Source organism: Marinobacter manganoxydans MnI7-9 (genome assembly GCF_000235625.1).
GTDB lineage: Bacteria > Pseudomonadota > Gammaproteobacteria > Pseudomonadales > Oleiphilaceae > Marinobacter > Marinobacter manganoxydans.
On sequence record NZ_AGTR01000006.1, the window covers coordinates 1 to 18,706 of the forward strand.

The 18,706-nt window shown below is 56.5% G+C and carries 11 protein-coding genes; 5 read left to right on the plus strand and 6 right to left on the minus strand.

The annotated features are described in order from the left end of the window. Positions 1-208: 208 nt before the first annotated feature. The 3 genes from KYE_RS01175 to KYE_RS21750 form a co-directional block, all read right to left on the minus strand. Complete coding sequence (locus KYE_RS01175; protein WP_008169568.1) at positions 209-3,184, minus strand: TrlF family AAA-like ATPase; 2,976 nt, start codon at positions 3,182-3,184, stop codon at positions 209-211. Positions 3,185-3,280: 96 nt separating this feature from the next. Beyond that, on the minus strand, positions 3,281-3,853 hold the full coding sequence (locus KYE_RS01180; protein ID WP_008169570.1) for a hypothetical protein: 573 nt from the start codon (positions 3,851-3,853) through the stop codon (positions 3,281-3,283). Positions 3,854-4,329: 476 nt separating this feature from the next. Beyond that, complete coding sequence (locus KYE_RS21750) at positions 4,330-4,986, minus strand: PEP-CTERM sorting domain-containing protein (RefSeq protein ID WP_008169571.1); 657 nt, start codon at positions 4,984-4,986, stop codon at positions 4,330-4,332. Positions 4,987-5,346: 360 nt separating this feature from the next. On the opposite strand from KYE_RS21750, the gene aupA reads away from it, so the two are divergent. The 4 genes from aupA (at position 5,347) to KYE_RS01210 (ending at position 12,858) form a co-directional block, all read left to right on the plus strand. Then, complete coding sequence (aupA, locus tag KYE_RS01195; protein WP_008169576.1) at positions 5,347-6,684, plus strand: alkane uptake protein AupA; 1,338 nt, start codon at positions 5,347-5,349, stop codon at positions 6,682-6,684. 12 nt (positions 6,685-6,696) lie between these two features. Continuing rightward, positions 6,697-9,924, plus strand: a complete 3,228-nt coding sequence (locus tag KYE_RS01200; RefSeq protein ID WP_008169577.1) for an Ig-like domain-containing protein — start codon at positions 6,697-6,699, stop codon at positions 9,922-9,924. Positions 9,925-10,082: 158 nt separating this feature from the next. After that, the gene (locus KYE_RS01205) at positions 10,083-12,377 is read left to right on the plus strand and encodes a molybdopterin-dependent oxidoreductase (RefSeq protein ID WP_008169580.1); all 2,295 of its coding nucleotides are present in this window, start codon (positions 10,083-10,085) and stop codon (positions 12,375-12,377) included. A gap of 19 nt (positions 12,378-12,396) precedes the next feature. Further along, the gene (locus tag KYE_RS01210) at positions 12,397-12,858 is read left to right on the plus strand and encodes a DUF2489 domain-containing protein (protein ID WP_008169581.1); all 462 of its coding nucleotides are present in this window, start codon (positions 12,397-12,399) and stop codon (positions 12,856-12,858) included. A 336-nt stretch (positions 12,859-13,194) separates the two neighbouring features. Here KYE_RS01210 and KYE_RS01215 read toward each other — a convergent pair whose 3' ends face one another. The 3 genes from KYE_RS01215 to KYE_RS01225 all read right to left on the minus strand — a co-directional run bounded on the left by KYE_RS01215 (position 13,195) and on the right by KYE_RS01225 (position 17,754). Continuing rightward, positions 13,195-14,559, minus strand: coding sequence for an HDOD domain-containing protein (locus KYE_RS01215; RefSeq protein WP_008169582.1), 1,365 nt, complete (start codon positions 14,557-14,559; stop codon positions 13,195-13,197). 151 nt (positions 14,560-14,710) lie between these two features. Then, complete coding sequence (gene recG, locus KYE_RS01220; RefSeq protein ID WP_008169583.1) at positions 14,711-16,786, minus strand: ATP-dependent DNA helicase RecG; 2,076 nt, start codon at positions 16,784-16,786, stop codon at positions 14,711-14,713. Positions 16,787-16,794: 8 nt separating this feature from the next. Then, entirely contained in the window at positions 16,795-17,754 is a 960-nt protein-coding gene (locus KYE_RS01225; RefSeq protein ID WP_008169585.1) for a hydrogen peroxide-inducible genes activator, read from the minus strand. 76 nt (positions 17,755-17,830) lie between these two features. Here KYE_RS01225 and KYE_RS01230 point away from each other — a divergent pair, with 76 nt between their 5' ends. After that, positions 17,831-18,697 carry an NAD-dependent epimerase/dehydratase family protein gene (locus KYE_RS01230; protein ID WP_008169587.1) on the plus strand — a complete coding sequence of 289 codons (867 nt, stop codon included), beginning with the start codon at positions 17,831-17,833 and terminating at the stop codon, positions 18,695-18,697. Positions 18,698-18,706: the final 9 nt, after the last annotated feature.

An 18,706-nucleotide genomic window follows, 5' to 3' on the forward strand; every position in this document is an offset into this window, starting at 1 on the left:
GGTTGCCTAAGTCGCCTTCCCTCATAATTACCTTGTTCTTTGTCTAGCGCCCGGTTCACGCGCCGGTTATGAGCTGTGGAACAGTAAAAAAACGGTCGCTGTGCACCCAAATATCAGGCGGCCAACGTAAGCTGACTGGTCCAGCATGCCCCCATGGACCACCGCGACGCTGTATTTGTCGCGGACGGGCTTGCAATCACAGTCCAACCTATCGATCGAGACGGACGCGAAGCCGCCTCGATCGTTCGCGAAATGCAGCTTCGCCACCCTCAAGGATTTCACAAACCACCTTGCGGATCGCAGCATCCTCTAGCCCCCCCGCTACATAGCTAATCGGCGGCAAACCACCTGAAAGATGCGGACCAGCTTCGGCGACGATTATCTGATCCGCGTCGGTGTTGATCACGAGATTGGCGTTATGTGTCACCATGATCACCTGGCGTTTCGCTTTCGCCGCGATGAAAAGCGCCACCAGCTCGTCGAAGACCGACTTTGGATCGAGGTTTTCCTCTGGCTGGTCAATAATCAACGGTCGGTCGTCGGAATCGTCTAGCGCGAGGTAGAGCAGCAACAGGACGATCCCTCGGGTGCCTGGCGACAACTTACGGATATCCACGCCGTCGTAGGAAATCTCGTAGCGAATGGCAATGTGTTCGGTTCCAAAAAGCCAGTGTGCGAATCGCTTCGACCACGCGCGGAATTCAGTTTGCTGGGTTGGGGAAAATGGCGCGTGCGATAAGAGATCTCTTAGGTATTTTCCCATAAAGGCCGTCATAGCAGCCTGAACTTCAGCGGCAGAACCGGTTTCCCACGCAGGTTTGAGCGCGTCCGTCGCGGCCGCAATCAACGAGCCGCGCCCGTAAAAAGGGCCCGCCTTACGACGGTCGAGGAGTTCCTCTTCGGCAAACGCGCCCCAGGTCTGAACATCGGCAATCCTGCGGACTGAAAAACTCAGCTTCTTGAGTGTGCCCGATGATGAGGATAGACGCTCCATGAGCGGTGCATATAGGGCAGCCAGCGCGTTTTGCTCGCTTATGATAGCTTCGAACACGCGGCCATAGGTGTCGTCACGTTCAGTCTGCAGGCCCTTCCGTCGCGCTGCCGCGCCCTTGGCGTCAGTGAGCCGTGCTTCCATAGTCTGAAGCGCCGAATTCTCCTGCGCAATCCGCTTCGTAAGCGTCGCGTATTGCTCACGAATAAGCTTGTCCGCGCCGAATAGCGCCTCGAGTCGTGCCATCTCTGCTACGATCGGCGCAAGCGGAAGCATCGCGAGATCTGTGTCATCAGCAATCAGAGCAACATTGGGATCGCCGGGCGGTGGAGGAACACCGTTGAGCTTGCCAACCTCGGCGTCCGCCCATGCGGTGTAGGCCGTGAGGCTCTTGTCGACGTCGCCCTTATAAATCAGCAGGAACTCGTCCCACTGATTGGCGTCTAGGCCACTGTTGTTATGTCGCGCCTGGATCTGTCGGAGCATTTCAGGCGCGCCGGTGGCTCGCATGCTACGAACCTCGTCTTGCAGAGCGACGAAGGTTCGGCGCTGATTGTTATAGGCTTGTATCTTGGTCCTTAGCTTCTGCGCCGCCCCGCTGAGCTGGGTGTGCCTTGCGACCTGAGCTTCGGTGCCCTTAACCACTAGCTTAGCCTGGTCAGCCGTATAGCCGGCGATCAGCTTCTTCTTTTGCTCAACCTGCTTGCTCAGGCTGGCAACGAGGCTCTCTTTCTCGAGCTCGGTAGCAATTCTGTCGGAGATATCGGCGATCGCCTCCGCCTCACGCTCACGGGCTTGCTGGAAGCGAGCGGTCCGTTGCTCGCGGAGCTCGGTGAAGTCAAGCGCCCACTCGCGGTCGTCCTGCGAGTGGGAATCGAAGATAACGCGCTCGATCTCATCGACGAGACCATCGGAGACACCCTTGGCCGAACACAGCTCCTCGACGAATTGCTGAGAAAGATATCTCGCACGAGGGAACGACATATGGCCGTTCGCGTCACGGCCATCAAGCGCACGCGTCTCCGTTGCGCCGCCGCCCCAAGTCAGTGTCGCGGAGGCGTCCCCGATGAGTTTGCGTGCGCGTGTGAGGAACGATGGGCTGACGTTCTCGTCAGCCTCCCAGCCAGCTGGAGTTATTGCATCGCAACCGGCGGCGATCACATCGGCCAGTGCCGTCTTGCCAGATCCCCGCGCGCCAATGATGGCGACTAGGCCGGGATTGAGCGGAATATCGGGCGTTACCGCCCAATCTGCATCCTCAAAGTGTACATGCGAGATGACCTGCGACGGCATAGCCGAGCTTGGCGGTTTCTCGCCAACATAGGCCCGGCCTTCCGGATCGATGCAGGCCTGTCGTAGGGCGTCGAATGTTAGTGCACCCTTGATCCACGAGAAGCGATTGTCGACTGGCTTCCCGACGGACTTCTGGTCGTGGGAATCGCTGCCATGGAGACACGGCTTGCACCCCTCATAGCGCGAGCGCAGTTCTTCAACACTGACGTTCCGTTGGCCGATCCAGAATTCACGCTGTGCGGGGCTGCTGGAGAAAATGATGTGGGCGAATTTCTCTATCTCCTGGCGCACCGTAGAATCCGCGGCCTGACGAACTCCGGAAGTGCCGTCACTAGAACCACCAGCAACGGCGATTAAAATGTTCTTTTTCGCCCATTCACTTTCGGCGATAACTTTACGCAATTGATCGAAGTTGACTTTGAACTGTGTGGCGCCTTGTCGAAGCGCAGCCCCGTCGTCAATGATGGTAGTGTCTGAACGTTTGCCCAGCTTTATCAGTTCCTCCCGCGTGCAGTCGAAGCGGTCGCCAAAAGCATAGAATTGAAGGCGCTTCAGGATTCGCTTTGTCTCTGAGAGGTGTTCAGGGTCTTCAGGGCTGACCAACAAATGGACGTTCACGAAGCCCGTTTTCGATGCCACATCGAGGCGCAGCTCGATGTTAGGGAAGATTAGCGACACGTCGGGCAATCGGCCTGTGACCTTATGCTGAAGGAATTCCTCGTAAGTGTCGGTAACGTAGTAGTCAGTGACCGCGACCGCCTCGACCTTCGGCGTTAAGGCTTCGAGCGTCGAGAGATAGGTGCTCCAGGGATCGGATACACCGAACTGATTGTTGAGGATCGTGCCGGGCGCATGGATATGCGGCTCCCATCTATGCCATTCAGAACCGCGATTAATCACTTACATCTCCAGATCATCATTCTTGTTTAGGTCACCACGACCCGAATCAATAGGAAAAGCTCGCTAACGCAGAGCGAGCCGGCGACTGGTTAAATATCAAAGTGCAGTGTCAATTTTATCCACATACTCCGTGCATTTTTTGAACACACTTTCAACTTCATCCCAAAATTCTTCATTCAAGATTATTGTCTGGTGGCCGCCCGAAAAATAACATAGTAAAGCACCGTCTTTAGTATCAAATTTCAGAGTTCCATGTGCAAAAGCGTTGCGCCAAGTCATTATTTTTTTGAGGAACCCCTGAAGTCTGCTCGAATCCTTACCCTTAAGTACCTCAGTTTCTTTGGTAATCGTGTTAATGAGGCTCTTTTTAAACGAAAACTGGAAAGATGAGGATTGTAATACTTCATTTACAAACACATTCCTGCGTCTTGTCGGAGAGTTCGTTTTTCCAAAAAAGAAGTCGGTAATCGTATCTTCGAGCTTTTTTTCCAGGCAAACAGTAGACCAGATGATGTGCATTCCGTTCTCTCTTGCAGTACCGAGCGTAGAGATTTCATCAGGGCCTATTCCGCCCAAGTAAACCTCTCCATTTTCATCGGCCTTCCCACTGCCTCCAAGTGGAATAGGTATAGAAACGGTGTTAGTTGCGGGCAAAGAAATCTTTCTCATTTAAATGACCTATCAGCAAATTAGGCAGCACGCTTTATCATTGTAGAAATCTGGCTGCGTCCTTAACACTAACTTCGAACCAGAAATCGCGTTTCACATAAATAAAAACAATAGCCTAGCCAAGGATGGCCATCTCTGCCATGTAACCATTCAGCGTCTGCAATTTGCTCCGCTCATCACTCTGGATGAGATGGCTACGACTAGCTTCGAAGCTCTGGAGAAAAGCTCTGACTAGAACGTTCGCTTTTGTTTAAGGCCTCACTTTGGAATTGGCATCAATGGCAGACAACCTCAATTCCGCCCGGCCAATATATGGTGACAAACGGCGGCCAAATTATGGTGTCACTACCATCAAAAAAATCTCTCTTTTTCAGGCTGGAAATCAGTGCTGCCCGTAGCTTGTAAAGTTTTCTGACAAAAAAACCGCCGAGTGCTTTCGGCGGTTTTTGGAATTCCCTATCGCTATTCAAAAGTGGTTAGGCTTCAACTTTCTTTCTTCTCACCCACAAACCGATCAGACCAAGTCCAAGAAGCGCTAGTGTTCCCGGCTCAGGTACTGAAACTGTGCTGTAGCCATACGCTTTGTCACTTCCACCGCAGCTATTTTCATTGTCTGGCAGAAGTGAACCGTCGGCACAAAGCTGTTGCGCCCGAATAGCGACCACCCCAAAATCGCTCAGACTCAGTCCAAAGTCGGTTGTACTCCAACTAAAAGTCTGTATTCCGTTAAAGCCCTGAGTCCCAAGACCAAAAATCAAGCCCCAAGTACCATCAAAACCAGGAATGCTCAGCCCACTGATATTGCAACTTGGCGGCCCACAAACGCTGTCCGTAGTATCCCGGCCCTCAAGTGAGACACTGCTATCACCCGCCAAATTCAAAGCCCCACCGCCTGTTGCTTTGCTGCCAAAGTCAATAAACACGCCGAACGCTTCCGCATTCCAAGGGTGCACCGTCAGCGAATAGTTAAATTTTCCGGAGACCTCATCGTCCACCGTAAAAATATAATTTCCGGTACCGTTTTCATTGGTTGCCCACGTATCGTAGGTAATCATACCCGCCTGGGCAGACCCGGCTCCTGCAATGCACAATGCAAACAGTAACGAGGCCACAAACTTTCCTTTTTGCTTCATAACCCTCTCCTCCGTCCAAATCCCTCGGCTAGCGTAGAGAACATCTTCTATCTCTCCCGCCGAGCTCTTCAAAAGCACCGCAAGTTGCGAACCATACAGCGAAAATTATTTAAGGTCAGGCGCTTAATCATACCCGGATTTTCAGAAGCGCCAGCTCCATGTAAAGATTCTCGACATAAATATGCAGCATGCTCCGGACAGATAGAGGGGTAAACTGAGACGTGGTCTTTCCGACAATAATTTGCGTCACAACAGCCAACGTCCCCAAAAGACAAGCCGAATACACTACCTCCCGAACAAAAATACCAGCCGCCCTTCCGCGGCCCGAGTATAAAAACAACGAAGTAATGGAGTGTATCAATGGCTTTTTCCTCCCCTTCCCGGTCAAGGGCACTGTCTCTTGCAATCGCCACCGCCTCTGTCGGTTTCTCTATTTCGGTTAACGCCAGTATGGGCAACCTCGGCACCACCTATGGCGTCATGCCAGTGGATGTTGCCACAGCCCAGTCACTGTCCATGTTCAACGATCAGGTGTCAGCCACCTATTACAACCCAGCCTATCTGACCAAAGATGAGCGTGGGGAGCTGACCGCTGGCATTCTGCACGCCGAACAGGAACTGCGTTCTGCCAACCCGAATGCCAATGGCGACATCCTGGCCAACTCACCAAGCCAGCAGGTGCTGATTGGCATGAAAACCAATCTGGGTTCGCTGACTCGCTTCAAGCACCCGATCTATCTGGGCTTCATTGCAGGCGTCGAGAAATACGGCAAGGAAATGCTGGCGTTCGATTCGCAGACCACGGAGAACGGCCAGTTCCTTCAGTACGGTAAAGAGCCCCTGTTCCTGAACATCGGTGGCGCTACGCCGATCTGGCGCGGCATCTCCGCCGGTGCTTCGGTGCGGGTCACCCTGGATGCCCAGGCAAACCTCGATGCGGTCTCTACTTTGGGTGGCGAGACCAGCCGGGAACGCCTTGCGGTCAATGCCGAACCCTCACTGAAAACCATTCTGGGCACCACCATTGATCTGGGCAGCACATTCTGCCCGGACAGCGACTGCTTCCTGAACGGCTGGGAAACCGCACTCACTTATCGAACCAAGTCAGCGGCCTCCACGTCGGTTGATTCCAACATCATTGTCACCCAGACCATTCCGGATCCCGGCCTGAGTCTGTCGGTCTCCACCATTGATTCCTTCCAGCCGGAAACCTTCGGCTTTGGCGCTCAATACAAGGGCGAAAACTGGCGGATTGGTGGCAGCGTGGAGCAGCAGAACTGGTCAGAGCTGGAGAAGGAATTTTCTTCCGATACGATCAAGGATCAGCAGTCTGTGCCAGCGGGCAGCCGGATTCAGTTCGACGACGTACTGATTCCACGGATCGGCGCCGAGTATGCACTCAACAAGAACTTTTCTGTGCGCGGCGGCGTTGCCTATGAGGAGTCGCCGCTCAAGTCCACCCGCAATCCGGAGATCAATTATCTCGATACCGACAAGATTGTCGTGGGCCTTGGCCTGAGCGCCACGTATGACCGCACCCGTCTGCTGGCCTACCCCGTCCGCCTGGACATCGGTTACCAATACCAGCAACTGCAGGAGCGCGATTTCACACTGGTGGATTTTGACGGCAACGAAACGCCGGTTACTGCAGACGGCGACGTTCACGTTGTCAGCGGCTCCATCACCCTGAAGTTTTAAGGAGGGCACGCCATGAAGTACAACAACACACTGGCACTTATACCCGCCCTGTTACTGGCCGCCTGTGGTGGCGACGAACAGACCATGAATGAGAAAGTCTCCTCCGGCTCGGTGGTGTATTCCTACCCTGCTGATGGCCAGGCAGATGTCAGCCCGAAAGCCGACATTGTTCTGCGCTTCAGCCATGCGTTGACCGATGAGGATGCAGATCTCCAAAACAAGATTCTGCTGCAATCTCAGGAACAGTCACTGCCCTTTTCTATCAGCCGGATTGACGGCGGTAAAAGCCTCATGCTGTCGCCCTCGTCGGAACTCGACACGCTCGGCGACTACACGGTGACGTTCAGCGAACCGCTGGCTGCGGAGGGCGGTCGCCAGATCGACACCCCCAACGCGGTCGGCGATGCCGGCATCCAGTTCGAGACTCGGGGAAGTTTCTCCGGACCCGCAAGCATAACCAACTCGGCCGCGGATTTTGATATCGCCTGGCAGGTTCCGGCAAACAACAGCCCGTTCGAGGCCATGAACTTTTCCACATTCCGCCTGGCCATGACCCACCCGATCCATCCGGACTGGAAGGCTCTCGGCGGTTCCATCCAGCTGCTGGATGGCAGCGGAGAGGTTGTTCCAGCGATGGTTCTGGTGAAAGGCAATCGGATAACGGTGGACCCTTGTGTGGTCGAGGATCCCAGGGACTGTGGCAGCAAGGACGATGTCCTGGACACCGGCCAGACCTATACCCTGCGCCTGGAAAACCTGGCCAGCCTGACTTCGCCCGAAGCAGACCGGTTCAGTGAGGAAATCGCATTCACGCCCCGCGAGACAGGCCCAACGGTCGTACTTCAGCAGTCTGCTGTTGATTCCGGGCTGGCCGCAGGTATTGCGGAGCAAGACGTCACCCGATCAGTCCTGAACGGCCAGGCCATTAACGGCGTCACGCTCAACTCGGTGCTCCAGGGAGAAGCAGGCCCCTCCCAACAGACCGGCGATCTGTTTGCAGAGCTGGCTTATGCGCCGGCCTTCGAGGCTGATGAAGCGCTTCCGTTGCGTATCGCCCGGGGCAGCGTGCTGAACAGTACCAGTCTGGATGTTCTGGTGGGCGGCGAGGTTCCTGTGCTGGATGCCGCCAACGGTCAGCTCCAGACTACTGGCAACATCAAGGTCACCATGTTGTCAGACGCATCCGGCTACCTGAGCCCCAACCCCTACACCAATGACATTAACGCGCCCAGACATATCACGCTGTTTATGGATGTCTCCATGAACACCGAAAACGCCCAGCCCAACGCAGCACTCTCCCAGGATCTGATGGGGGTCGAGTTGCGCGGCATCGCACTGGTGCAGGATGGCGTATTGACCATCGATGCCATCGGAATGGTGGAGCCAAACCTTCTCGGCCAGGAATACACAGACTCGACCATCGCGTTCCATCTTCAGGCGGCCACCGATGCCGATTCGGTTCTGGATGCCGAGCTACTCCGCGAGCTGGACAGCACTTCGCCCAGCCTGATCAGCTGGATGCCCGGACCGGACAACGCCATTCCGGATACGCGCCAGTCCATGCAGCGCCCCGGGGATCCGGTCATTCTGTTCTTTGATGAGCCGCTTGCCGCGGACTCCATTGATACCGGAATTTCACTGTTCGCGGATGGTGTTCCTGTTGAGACACTTGAGACACAACTGGACGGAACTGCCGTTATCGTGAATCCGGGCGATGGCCTGCGCCATGGCGTTGACTACGAAATCGTCATCGATGGTTTGACCGATCTGGCCGGCAACCCAGCCACCGTGGCACCGTTACAGTTTTCACTGGATGATATTGGCGGCTCCGCTGTAACCCGACGCCCTGCCCTGGCCCTGACCACCTATCCGGGCTACCCCTGCGAAACCGATCATAGTCTGCTGGATCTCTCCGCCGGCGTACTGGGACAGTGCTATTCCGATGGAGGTGTGGGTGACACTCTACCAGTCAGCACCATGCCGTCAGATCGTCCCATTACCGTTGTCTTCTCCAAGTCCATGGACCTGAATTCCATTATTCAGGGAGACACCTTCATCGTCGAGAAAGTGAGGCAGGAACCCAGTGGTTCGGTCACGGTTGTGGAAAGCAACGTACCTGGCCGGCTTGAAAAGAATCTCCAGCGGATCCGGTTCTACCCGGACCAGCCCTGGGAAGCCGACGCACACTATCGGTACACCCTGAAGTCATCGGAGGATGCAGGAAGCTGCTCGACTGGAAGCTACACCTCAGTTTGCGATTCCGATGGCCTGGCACTGAAAACCGACCTGCTTGAAGGGCTTGATGACGGAGGTGGCAACAACGGACCGGACGACATGGTGATCTATTTCACCGGAACCGAGCCTCTGGACAGCGTTTTCACGCCTCTGCGAAACCTGCCAGTTCGCGACACCAATGCCAACTTCATTGTGGACTGTGACTCCAACACTAACCCGGACTGTCTTGAGCCGTTTGACCACCAGGGCAGCGACGCTGATGGCTGGGCCGCTTCAGCCAATTCAACGAAACTGAGGGTCCGCAATAACGAAGCATCAGCCTCTCCGCCCGTGATTGTAGCCAGTACCGCCGATGCGCGGGTTGGCTGCGAGACCGGCGAGCGTTGCCCCAAAGATAAGTTCATCTACCAGACCTACGCCCTCAACACGGAAGTTATTGGCCCTGGCATTTATGAGCCAACCGGCGATGAGGGGATTCTGGTGAACCTGTATCCCACACAGTTGGCGACCACATCGATCAGTGTGTTCACAGAGCTTCGGGTTTTTGGATTTATCCCACTCCAGGAGGAGTCCATTACCAATACCCAGGTCCTCCGCATGCGCTATGCCAAGGACGACCCGGCGTGTTCCGGCCCGGGCTGCAGCCGCTCTGGCCTGATACCCGGGGTAATAACCGAGGGTGAAAATGGCCAGCCGGTCTTCAAAACCCGGGCCGAATTGATGCTCGATGCGCCCGATATGGAAATCCCGCTGGGAGGCCGCCACGACCTGTACGGTCGGGAGTTTGTGCTTGAACTGGAGGGCAACATCACCTTCTTCGATGACGGCCGGATGCAGATTGAGCAACGCAACTCAAACCTGGTCGACATTAATGTCCGGGCGCGGGCGCTTGGAGTGCCTGGCGGCGAAATCGTGACGATTGATCTGCCCCTGCAAATCCCCGAACAGGGCGTCTACCTCAACTTCATATCCAACCCGGTCAAAGAGATCCCGGCAGAGCAGTAAAAAGCTGTGAAACCACTGCAAAGGGCCAGCCTTCGGGTTGGCCCTTTTTGCACAGGGTACAAACGGTGGTTATTTCCCCATCCAAGCCATTTGCTGCTAATCTGGTTGCAGATTGAAACTTCTATAGCAAGACAACAACCTTTCAGGAGAGCCCCTTCATGGAAAACGGCACCCACTATCGTACCTGTCACCTTTGCGAGGCCATGTGCGGTGTCGCGATCGAAATGAAGGACGGCCGGATTGCTTCCATAAAGGGCGATGAGAATGATCCGCTCAGCCGGGGGCATATCTGTCCGAAGGCGGTTGCGCTTCAGGATCTGCACGAAGATCCGGACCGCCTGAAAAAGCCGATACGCAAAACCGGGACCGGCTGGCAGGAAATGGAGTGGGCGGAGGCGTTTGACCTGGTCGCCGAAAAGCTCCACCAGACCCGCCAGGACCACGGCCACAACAGCATCGGCGTTTACCTGGGCAACCCAAACGTACACAACCATGGTTCCCTGGTTGCCACCATGCCATTGCTGCGAGCCATCGGAACCCAGAACCGGTTTTCAGCAACGTCCAATGATCAGCTGCCTCACATGCTCGCCAGTCTCGAGATGTTCGGGCACCAGGTTCTTTTCCCCATTCCCGATATCGATCACACGGATCTGTTTATCTGCATTGGCGCCAATCCCATGGCGTCCAATGGCAGCCTGATGACGGTTCCGGACTTCCGCGGGCGACTCAAGGCCCTGAAGCAGCGCGGCGGCAGAATGGTTGTGGTGGACCCCCGCCGCACCGAGACCGCAAAGCTGGCCGACGAATTCCACTTCGTCCGGCCCGGAAGCGATGCCCTGCTGATGATGGCCATGGTGCATACATTGTTTGAAGAAAAGCTGGTGGATCCCGGTCCGGCGGAAAGGCTGGTGAAAGACGCAGACCTTCTGCGCCTGGCGGCTCTCAGCTTCACCCCGGAAGTGGTCAGCGCACACACCGGTATTTCCGCGGAGGACATTCGCGCCCTCACCCGACAGCTCGCCACCACGCGAAAGGCGGCTCTTTACACGCGCATGGGGACAAGCACCCAGACCTTTGGCGGTGTGGCAACCTGGCTGGCCTATTGCCTCAACATCCTGACCGGGAAACTGGACCTGCCCGGCGGCGTTCTGTTCTCGCAGCCGGCGATTGATCTGGTAGAGCTTGGTGCCATGGCCGGTCAGAAGGGTCACTTCGGCAAGCGCCACAGCCGCGTGAAGGGGCTGCCTGAATTCGGCGGAGAATACCCGGCCAGCACCATGGCCGATGAGATGTTAACCCCTGGCGATGGGCAGATCAGGGCTTTTGTCACCGTTGCCGGCAATCCCGTTCTCTCCAGCCCCAACGGCCGACGTCTGGAGGAAGCCCTGGGCGGCCTCGACTTCATGGTCTCGGTGGATTATTACCTCAACGAAACAACCCGGCATGCGGATATCATCCTGCCCCCGACCGCGGCGCTGGAACGCAGCCACTACGATCTGATTTTCAGCATGTTTGCGGTGCGCAATTTCGCCAAATACAGCGAAGCACTGTTCGATGCCGGCCCGGGAGCCCGCCATGACTGGCAGATTCTACTGGAGCTGGCCCACCGGTTGGAAAAGCTCCGGAAAGGTGGGCAACTGGCCCTGCGGGCGGAACTCGGCTGGCGCGCCTTCAAGCAGATTGGGCCAGACCCGATTCTTGATCTGCTCTTGCGATCCGGCCCCTATGGCGCTGATGCCGGGCGTGCGCGGGGCTTGCTGCAGCCTGCGGTCGATCTGGTGATGGATATCCTGCCGAAACGACATCCGCTTCGTGGACTGGCCAAGCTCAGCCCCCTGAACCGCCACTGGCAGGAGCTACCGAAAGGGCTTTCCCTGAGTGCCCTGAAGGACAACCCGAACGGCGTCGATCTGGGCCCTCTCCAGCCGTCCCTGCCTGAACGCCTGTTTACCCGCGATGGCAAGATCAACCTTGCGCCAAGGCGCTACCTGGACGACCTTGGCAGTCTGCATGAGGCCCTGGCTGCACCGGCCGGCGAGTCTCTGCAACTGATTGGCCGGCGCCACGTCCGGAGCAACAACTCGTGGATGCACAACAGTCAGCGGCTGGTTAAGGGCAAGGACCGGTGCACCCTGATGATTCATCCCAAAGACGCCAGCCGCCTGGGTTTGCAGGCCGCTGACTCTGCAGAAATATCTTCGAAATCCAGGCAGATAGTCTTGCCGGTTGAAATTACCGAGGATGTCATGCCCGGCGTGGTATCCATTCCCCATGGCTGGGGCCATGACCGCGACGGCACTGGCCAGTCAGTGGCGGCTGCCCATGCCGGTGCCAGCATCAACGACTTGCTCAGCGACGGTCGAATTGATCCGCTCTCTGGCACTTCCGTATTGAATGGACAGCCCGTTGCTGTCAAAGTCTGGCGCCCGGAGCGCCAACGCAAACGGGCCTGATTCATAAAAGGAGCTGAAAATGCCCCAGTGGCTGCAGTGGAGTCTGATTATTGCTGGTCTCATCGCCATCGTTCTGCTGGCGGTCTTCATCCGGCGTCAGACGGGGTTGCTTTCGGAAAATCGCAAACGGCAGGCCAAAGCCGAGGCGTTCCAGACCAACCGCAGACAAGACATGATCCGCAGTGTTCATGTTATTGCGATGGCGGTTGAAGAGGATCAGATCGAATACTCGGAAGCCTGCCTGAGACTCAAGGGCCTGCTCGATCACATTGCTCCGGAGTTGCTGGAGCAATCACCTTTCAGTGTATTCCAGGAAGTGCATGACCAGTTGCAGCACATGCCCACGCACCGGGCACGGCAAGCAACGGAGACAAAGTTCGTGGACAAGATGGACAAGGAACGTTTCGAAGTGGAACAGAAGCATGCCGATGCGATTCGCCGGGCCGCAACCGCTATCCGACACCACTCCTTTTCAGGTTAGAGTCAGCTATTCAAGCATCCAGGAACTGGTCAGACCTTATTTTTGTAACATTTTGTAACCACTCGGTCGACAAAAAGAATAATTTAGCTCATGAAATCAAAAGGTTCTGACGCGGTGAAAAACTGACACGACGATCATTCCTTCCAGGTTACAACTGTTGACTTTTCTTTTTTCCATAAGGGTCTAAATTAGAAGCAAGGGGGCACCGATCATCTGCGGCAGGTGCCACCTAACGTTGTTTTCTCCTGATAAGTTTGGACGACTCTGCAATAAAGCGGGTGAGCTTGCCGGCCTCTGAGCCGGCTTTTTTTGAATCAAAATATGGGGATGTAGACCTTACTGACTCATCATACCGGCCATTGCCATAACGCTATCTTTATTGTGAACCAGTTCATCGAACTGTTCCTCAACCTGCCCTCGATCAAGACCCAACTCATCGAAGACTGCCTGATCAACCTCTTCACCAGCGCCGAGAGCTACACCTCGTGCCGTTAGCAACTGCCGGCCGAGCCAGAGCAAACGGGCGTACACGCTGTTCGATCCACTGTAGAAGCGATTCTTTTGATAACGGATTGCCAGTGTGACCTCGTCGGGCATGCCCCAGTTCTCCATGAGCTGGGCTGCAATCTGCTCTCGGGTAATGCCAAGTAAATAGTGTTCAGTAACGGAGGAATCAATATCAGGATTCACTTCCAGCGAACGGCATACCAGCTTGAAATGTGGCGGAAACACTTGCGCCAGAACCAGGTGGCCAAAGTTGTGGAGAAGGCCTCCCAGATAGGCAAGACCAAAGACAGGACGCTCTCCGCGGGGCATCATGCTGGCCAAAATACCGGCGGACTGGGCTTGCCAGATAGCCTGCTGCCAGTAATCCACATAACCTTCGGGATGATCCTGAGGCTGCTTTAATGCCCGCCCCAACGAAAGGCCCATGGCCAGGTTCATGACAAGGTCGAATCCGAGAACTCGGGACACCGCATCATGGACTGATTTTACCCGGCCGGCGGCGGCATAGAACGAAGACGACGCCCAACTGACCACCTGCGCTGCCAAGCTTGGATCGCTCTCGACGATATCAACGAGGTCCCCCATCACAGCATTGGGATTTACTCGTAAATGGATGATTCTCTGCGCGGTTTCAGGCAGTGGTGGTAACTCAAGCGTATCTTCAAGTCTCTGCTGTATTCTTAAACCGGTGAATTTTTTGATGGCCGAATGGAATTGATCCCGATCTCTGTCGTGGTCATCATAATTAACCGAAATGGATTCCAGGGCGACTGCAAGAGAGTGTCGATCGGCGTTGGCTGTCAGAGCCTGAAAGTCCTCTGCAGGCATGACCATCGCGAGATTCTGTTCGCCAAGCTCCAACGCAACCGCAGAAAGTTGATCCACACGCTCATCAACAAGCGTCGGCCATCCGGTCAATGAAGGCAGTGCTGGAAGCGCTTTAAGGCCAGCCCGCTCTCTCACCCGCACTTGCTCGCGGCGCTTCATCAGACGCAGATCACGCCCGAGTTCCTTGTTCATCTGTTCTAAATCAATCAGATCGTCCTTGCGACAAATCACCTGAAGGTTACCTTGCTCATCAGTCAGCAAGACCATGCGTAACAGTTCTTTTCGGCTGGCGGTGCTGACATCCCTCAAGGATACACCCGCTGCGGTCTCACCCAGAGCCTGCTGAACTGCGACAGGTAATTCCATAAATTTCTCCCGAATATTGCTGTTTCCCGCCGGATAACCCGAACCCGAAAATCATACTAAACCCAGTATAGGGCAAAGAAATGACTCTGACGTTGACTGAACTCTATTTCCAGAGCGTTTTCATACGCTTTCAGTGAATAAACGGACGCCTTTACACATCGCCGTAACGCGTTCTCTCACCGAGCCATCGTCGCACCAGAGCGCGGACAGTCTCCGGATGAACCATCAATCCCGGCGCCATTTTCCGAACTGGCTCAATCCAGCCCTTGTCGCGTTCGAAGTCCGCCAGACGAAACTGCATCATACCGGTCTGCCGGGTACCCAATACTTCGCCCGGCCCCCGAATCTCCAGGTCTTTCTCGGCAATAAAGAAGCCATCCTGGCTGTCCCTGAGCGCCTGCAGCCGGGCCTTGCCATTGGCGGACAAAGGCGGGTGGTACATCAGGACACAGAAACTTGCCTGCTCGCCCCGGCCAACACGACCACGGAGTTGATGCAACTGGGCCAGCCCCAGGCGTTCCGGGTTTTCAATGATGATCAGCGACGCGTTGGGGACGTCCACCCCAACCTCAATCACCGTGGTCGCGACCAGCAGGTCCAGCTCGCCAACTTTGAACTGCTCCATCACCGCCGCCTTTTCCTGAGCCTTTAGCCGGCCATGCACCAGCCCCACTTTCAGGTCCGGCAATCGCTCGGCAAGCTCCTGGGCAGTCACCTCCGCGGCTTGACACTGCAGAGCCTCGGACTCCTCGATCAGAGTGCACACCCAATAGGCCTGTCGACCTTCCCTGCAGGCGCCCCGAACCCGTTCAATCACATCTTCCCTGCGGCTGTCGGGAATCACGATGGTTTCGATCGGCTTCCGTCCTGGAGGCAGTTCATCAATCACCGAGGTATCGAGATCGGCATAGGCGCTCATGGCAAGCGTACGGGGAATGGGTGTTGCGGTCATGATCAACTGGTGAGGTGCCAGTGAGCCACCGACACCCTTTTCCCGCAAGGCCAGCCTCTGGTGTACGCCGAAACGATGCTGTTCATCGACGATGACCAGGGCAAGACGATGGAACCTGACGTCGTCCTGAAACAGGGCATGGGTGCCGATCACCACGGCGGCATCCCCTGACTGGACCGCTTCCAGCGTTTCGGCCCGGGTCTTTCCTTTTACCTTCCCGGATAGCCACGCGAGACGGATGCCCAGAGGCTCCAGCCATGCCCGGAAATTCTGAAAATGCTGTTCGGCAAGGATTTCGGTGGGCGCCATCAGGGCTACTTGTGCACCGGCGCCAATAGCCTGCAACGCCGCCAATGCCGCGACAACGGTCTTGCCCGAGCCAACATCGCCCTGAACAAGCCGGAGCATCGGCAGTGGCTGGCTCAGATCCTGACGGATGTCGGCCAGCACATGGCGCTGGGCACCGGTGAGTGCAAAGGGCAGGGAATCCAGGAAACGCTCGGGCAAATCCCCCGTGGGCAGGAGCGGGAGCGCTTCACGAGCCTGAATCTGCTCACGTACCTGGAGCAAGCTCAGCTGATGGGCCAGCAGCTCTTCCATTACCAGGCGCTGTTGCGCCGGATGGCGCCCTTCCATAAGCAGGTTGACCGGCGCGCTGGCTGGCGGGGAATGCACCAGCTGGACGGCTTCGGTGATTGCGGGCAGCTGATACTCGGCCAGCAGGTTCCCGGGCAACCAGTCACGGATCGGGAACCGGTCAAGATAGCCCAGAGCCTGCTGGCAGAGCGAGCGGACGCGTGGCTGCTGGATGCCCCCTGTCAGCGGGTAAACCGGGGTCAGGGTCGCCTCACCTTCCGCTGGCATGGGCGGCGGATTGATCTGGTACTCCGGGTGGTAGAACTCATAACCTGCGCGCCCGGGCCGGACTTCGCCGAAGCAGCGAACCCTGGCGCCCTCGCTCAACTGGTTTTTCTGGGCCGCGTTGAAATGAAAAAAGCGCATCACCAGAAACCCGCTGTTATCCCGGAGGGTTACTTGCAAACTGCGTCTGCGACCCATGATCAGGTCCGCTTTCATAACCTCCCCTTCCACCACGGCCACATCACCGATGCGAAGACTTCCCATGGGTATTACCCGGGTTCTGTCTTCGTATCGGTGAGGCAGGTGAAACAGCAGGTCCTGCAGGGAGGTAATACCCAGCTTGGCGAGCTTTTCTGCCAGGGCGTTTCCTACGCCCTTGAGCTGGGTGACCGGTATGTCATCCAGTGACGTCATAGTCAGGCTCAGGCGCTTTCGGCCACAACCGGTGTGTCTGTTTTCGCCTTTTCGATTACCCGGCACTGGCTGGCAGCCAGGGAGAGCACATCAATAGCCTTGGGCCGCGGGAACGTAACCCGCCAGGCCAGAGCCACCGTGCGGAACGGCACCGGGGACGCAAACGGTCGAACGGCCAGAATGTCCTCGTGGTACTGCATGGCGGTGGCCGCCGAGAGTGGTAAAACTGTGATGCCCAGGCCGGAAGCGACCATATGGCGAATGGTTTCCAGAGAACTGCCTTCGGTCACCAACGCTGGTGAGCCGTTGTTTGCCCGGTGGGTTACGGCTTCTACCAGGGGTGGGCAGGATTCCAGAACCTGATCCCGGAAACAGTGTCCGGGCCCGAGCAATAGCAATTGCTCCTTGGCCAGCTCGTCGGCAGTCAACTGCTCCTTGCTGGCCAGCGGATGTCCCGCGGGCAGCAACACTACGAACGGTTCGTCGTAGAGCGGCAGGGTAACTACTTCCGGCTCCTCGAACGGCAGGGCAATAATAATGGCATCCAGCTCAGACTGCCGGAGTTTCTGCCTCAGGTTGGCGGTATAGTTCTCTTCGATATAAAGCGGCATTTCCGGGGCCGCACGCCTCAATTCGGGGAGCAGGTGTGGGAACAGATAGGGACCGATGGTGTAGATCGCACCGACCTTCAGAGGCGAATTGAGCTGGTTCTTGCCATCCTGAGCCATGTCTTTGATCAGGCCGACCTGATCGAGCACCCGCTGGGCCTGCTCGATAATGCGCAGACCGGTTTCGGTCACGCGGATGCTGCTTTTGCTTCGCTCGAATAGAGGGATACCGAGCTCGTCTTCCAGCTTTTTCACAGCAACACTGAGCGTTGGCTGGCTGACATGGCAACGCTCTGCAGCCCGGCCAAAATGCCTTTCGCGGGCCAGCGTAACGACGTATCGTAACTCGGTGAGAGTCATGGTGAGCTCCGGTCAGATAGATGCGGGTCGAAGTTTCACGAATTTATGAGGTAAAGCATAAGGATTGAAATTGTCTATGGCAATCACTGAAAGTCGTAAGACGCCCCGAATTCTCGTTGCCGGTTGCGGCAAACTCGGTGGCGCCATTGCCAGTCGGCTGACAACCTCGGCCACCGTGTTTGGCCTGCGGCGAAATCCCGGGCGTGTTCCCGAGGGTGTTCACGGCATCGGCGCTGATCTGACCAGGCCTGAGACCCTGACCCGCAAACTTCCTGCTGATCTCGATATCATCCTCTATTGCCTGACGCCCTCCAGCTACGACCAGCAGGGCTATCGCGATGCCTATGTGACTGGCCTGGAAAATTTGTTGGCGGCCGTCGGCAGTCAGTCTCTGAAGCACCTTTTCTTTGTGAGCAGCAGCAGTGTCTATTCACAGGATGACGACAGCTGGGTAGATGAATCCAGCTCCACAGAACCGGCCCGGTTCAGCGGCGAGCAGGTCCTGGCCGGTGAACAGACCGCATTGGAAAGCGGCCATCCGGCGACAATCATTCGATACAGCGGCATTTACGGGCCTTCACGGCGGCGTTTTCTCGAGGAGGTCCAAGAGGGGCGCATGAATCCGGCGAAGCCAGCACCGTTCAGTAACCGGATTCACGAGGAGGATGCAGCGGAGGCCGCTGCCCACCTTGTGAAGCTGGCACTTTCGGGAGCGTCACTGGAGACCTGCTACCTTGCCAGCGATTGCGAGCCGGTAAGACTTGATGAGGTAGTAGATTGGGTGCGGCAGCAAACGCCCTGCGCCGATCCGCAGCCTGATGCCCGGAAAGGTGGCCGGGCCGGGAGCAAACGCTGCAGCAACAAGCGACTGCTGGGCACCGGCTTCCAGTTCCGCTACCCGGATTTCCGTGCCGGCTACCGCGCCATGATTGACCAGGGATGAGCCTTCGGC

Bases quoted from the DNA above. Each gene is read 5' to 3' on its own strand.
- KYE_RS21750 (WP_008169571.1), bottom strand. From the start codon at position 4,986: ATGAAGCAAAAAGGAAAGTTTGTGGCCTCGTTACTGTTTGCATTGTGC.
- KYE_RS01230 (WP_008169587.1), top strand. From the start codon at position 17,831: ATGGCAATCACTGAAAGTCGTAAGACGCCCCGAATTCTCGTTGCCGGT.
- KYE_RS01200 (WP_008169577.1), top strand. From the start codon at position 6,697: ATGAAGTACAACAACACACTGGCACTTATACCCGCCCTGTTACTGGCC.
- KYE_RS01205 (WP_008169580.1), top strand. From the start codon at position 10,083: ATGGAAAACGGCACCCACTATCGTACCTGTCACCTTTGCGAGGCCATG.
- KYE_RS01215 (WP_008169582.1), bottom strand. From the start codon at position 14,559: ATGGAATTACCTGTCGCAGTTCAGCAGGCTCTGGGTGAGACCGCAGCG.
- KYE_RS01210 (WP_008169581.1), top strand. From the start codon at position 12,397: ATGCCCCAGTGGCTGCAGTGGAGTCTGATTATTGCTGGTCTCATCGCC.
- KYE_RS01225 (WP_008169585.1), bottom strand. From the start codon at position 17,754: ATGACTCTCACCGAGTTACGATACGTCGTTACGCTGGCCCGCGAAAGG.
- aupA (WP_008169576.1), top strand. From the start codon at position 5,347: ATGGCTTTTTCCTCCCCTTCCCGGTCAAGGGCACTGTCTCTTGCAATC.
- recG (WP_008169583.1), bottom strand. From the start codon at position 16,786: ATGACGTCACTGGATGACATACCGGTCACCCAGCTCAAGGGCGTAGGA.
- KYE_RS01180 (WP_008169570.1), bottom strand. From the start codon at position 3,853: ATGAGAAAGATTTCTTTGCCCGCAACTAACACCGTTTCTATACCTATT.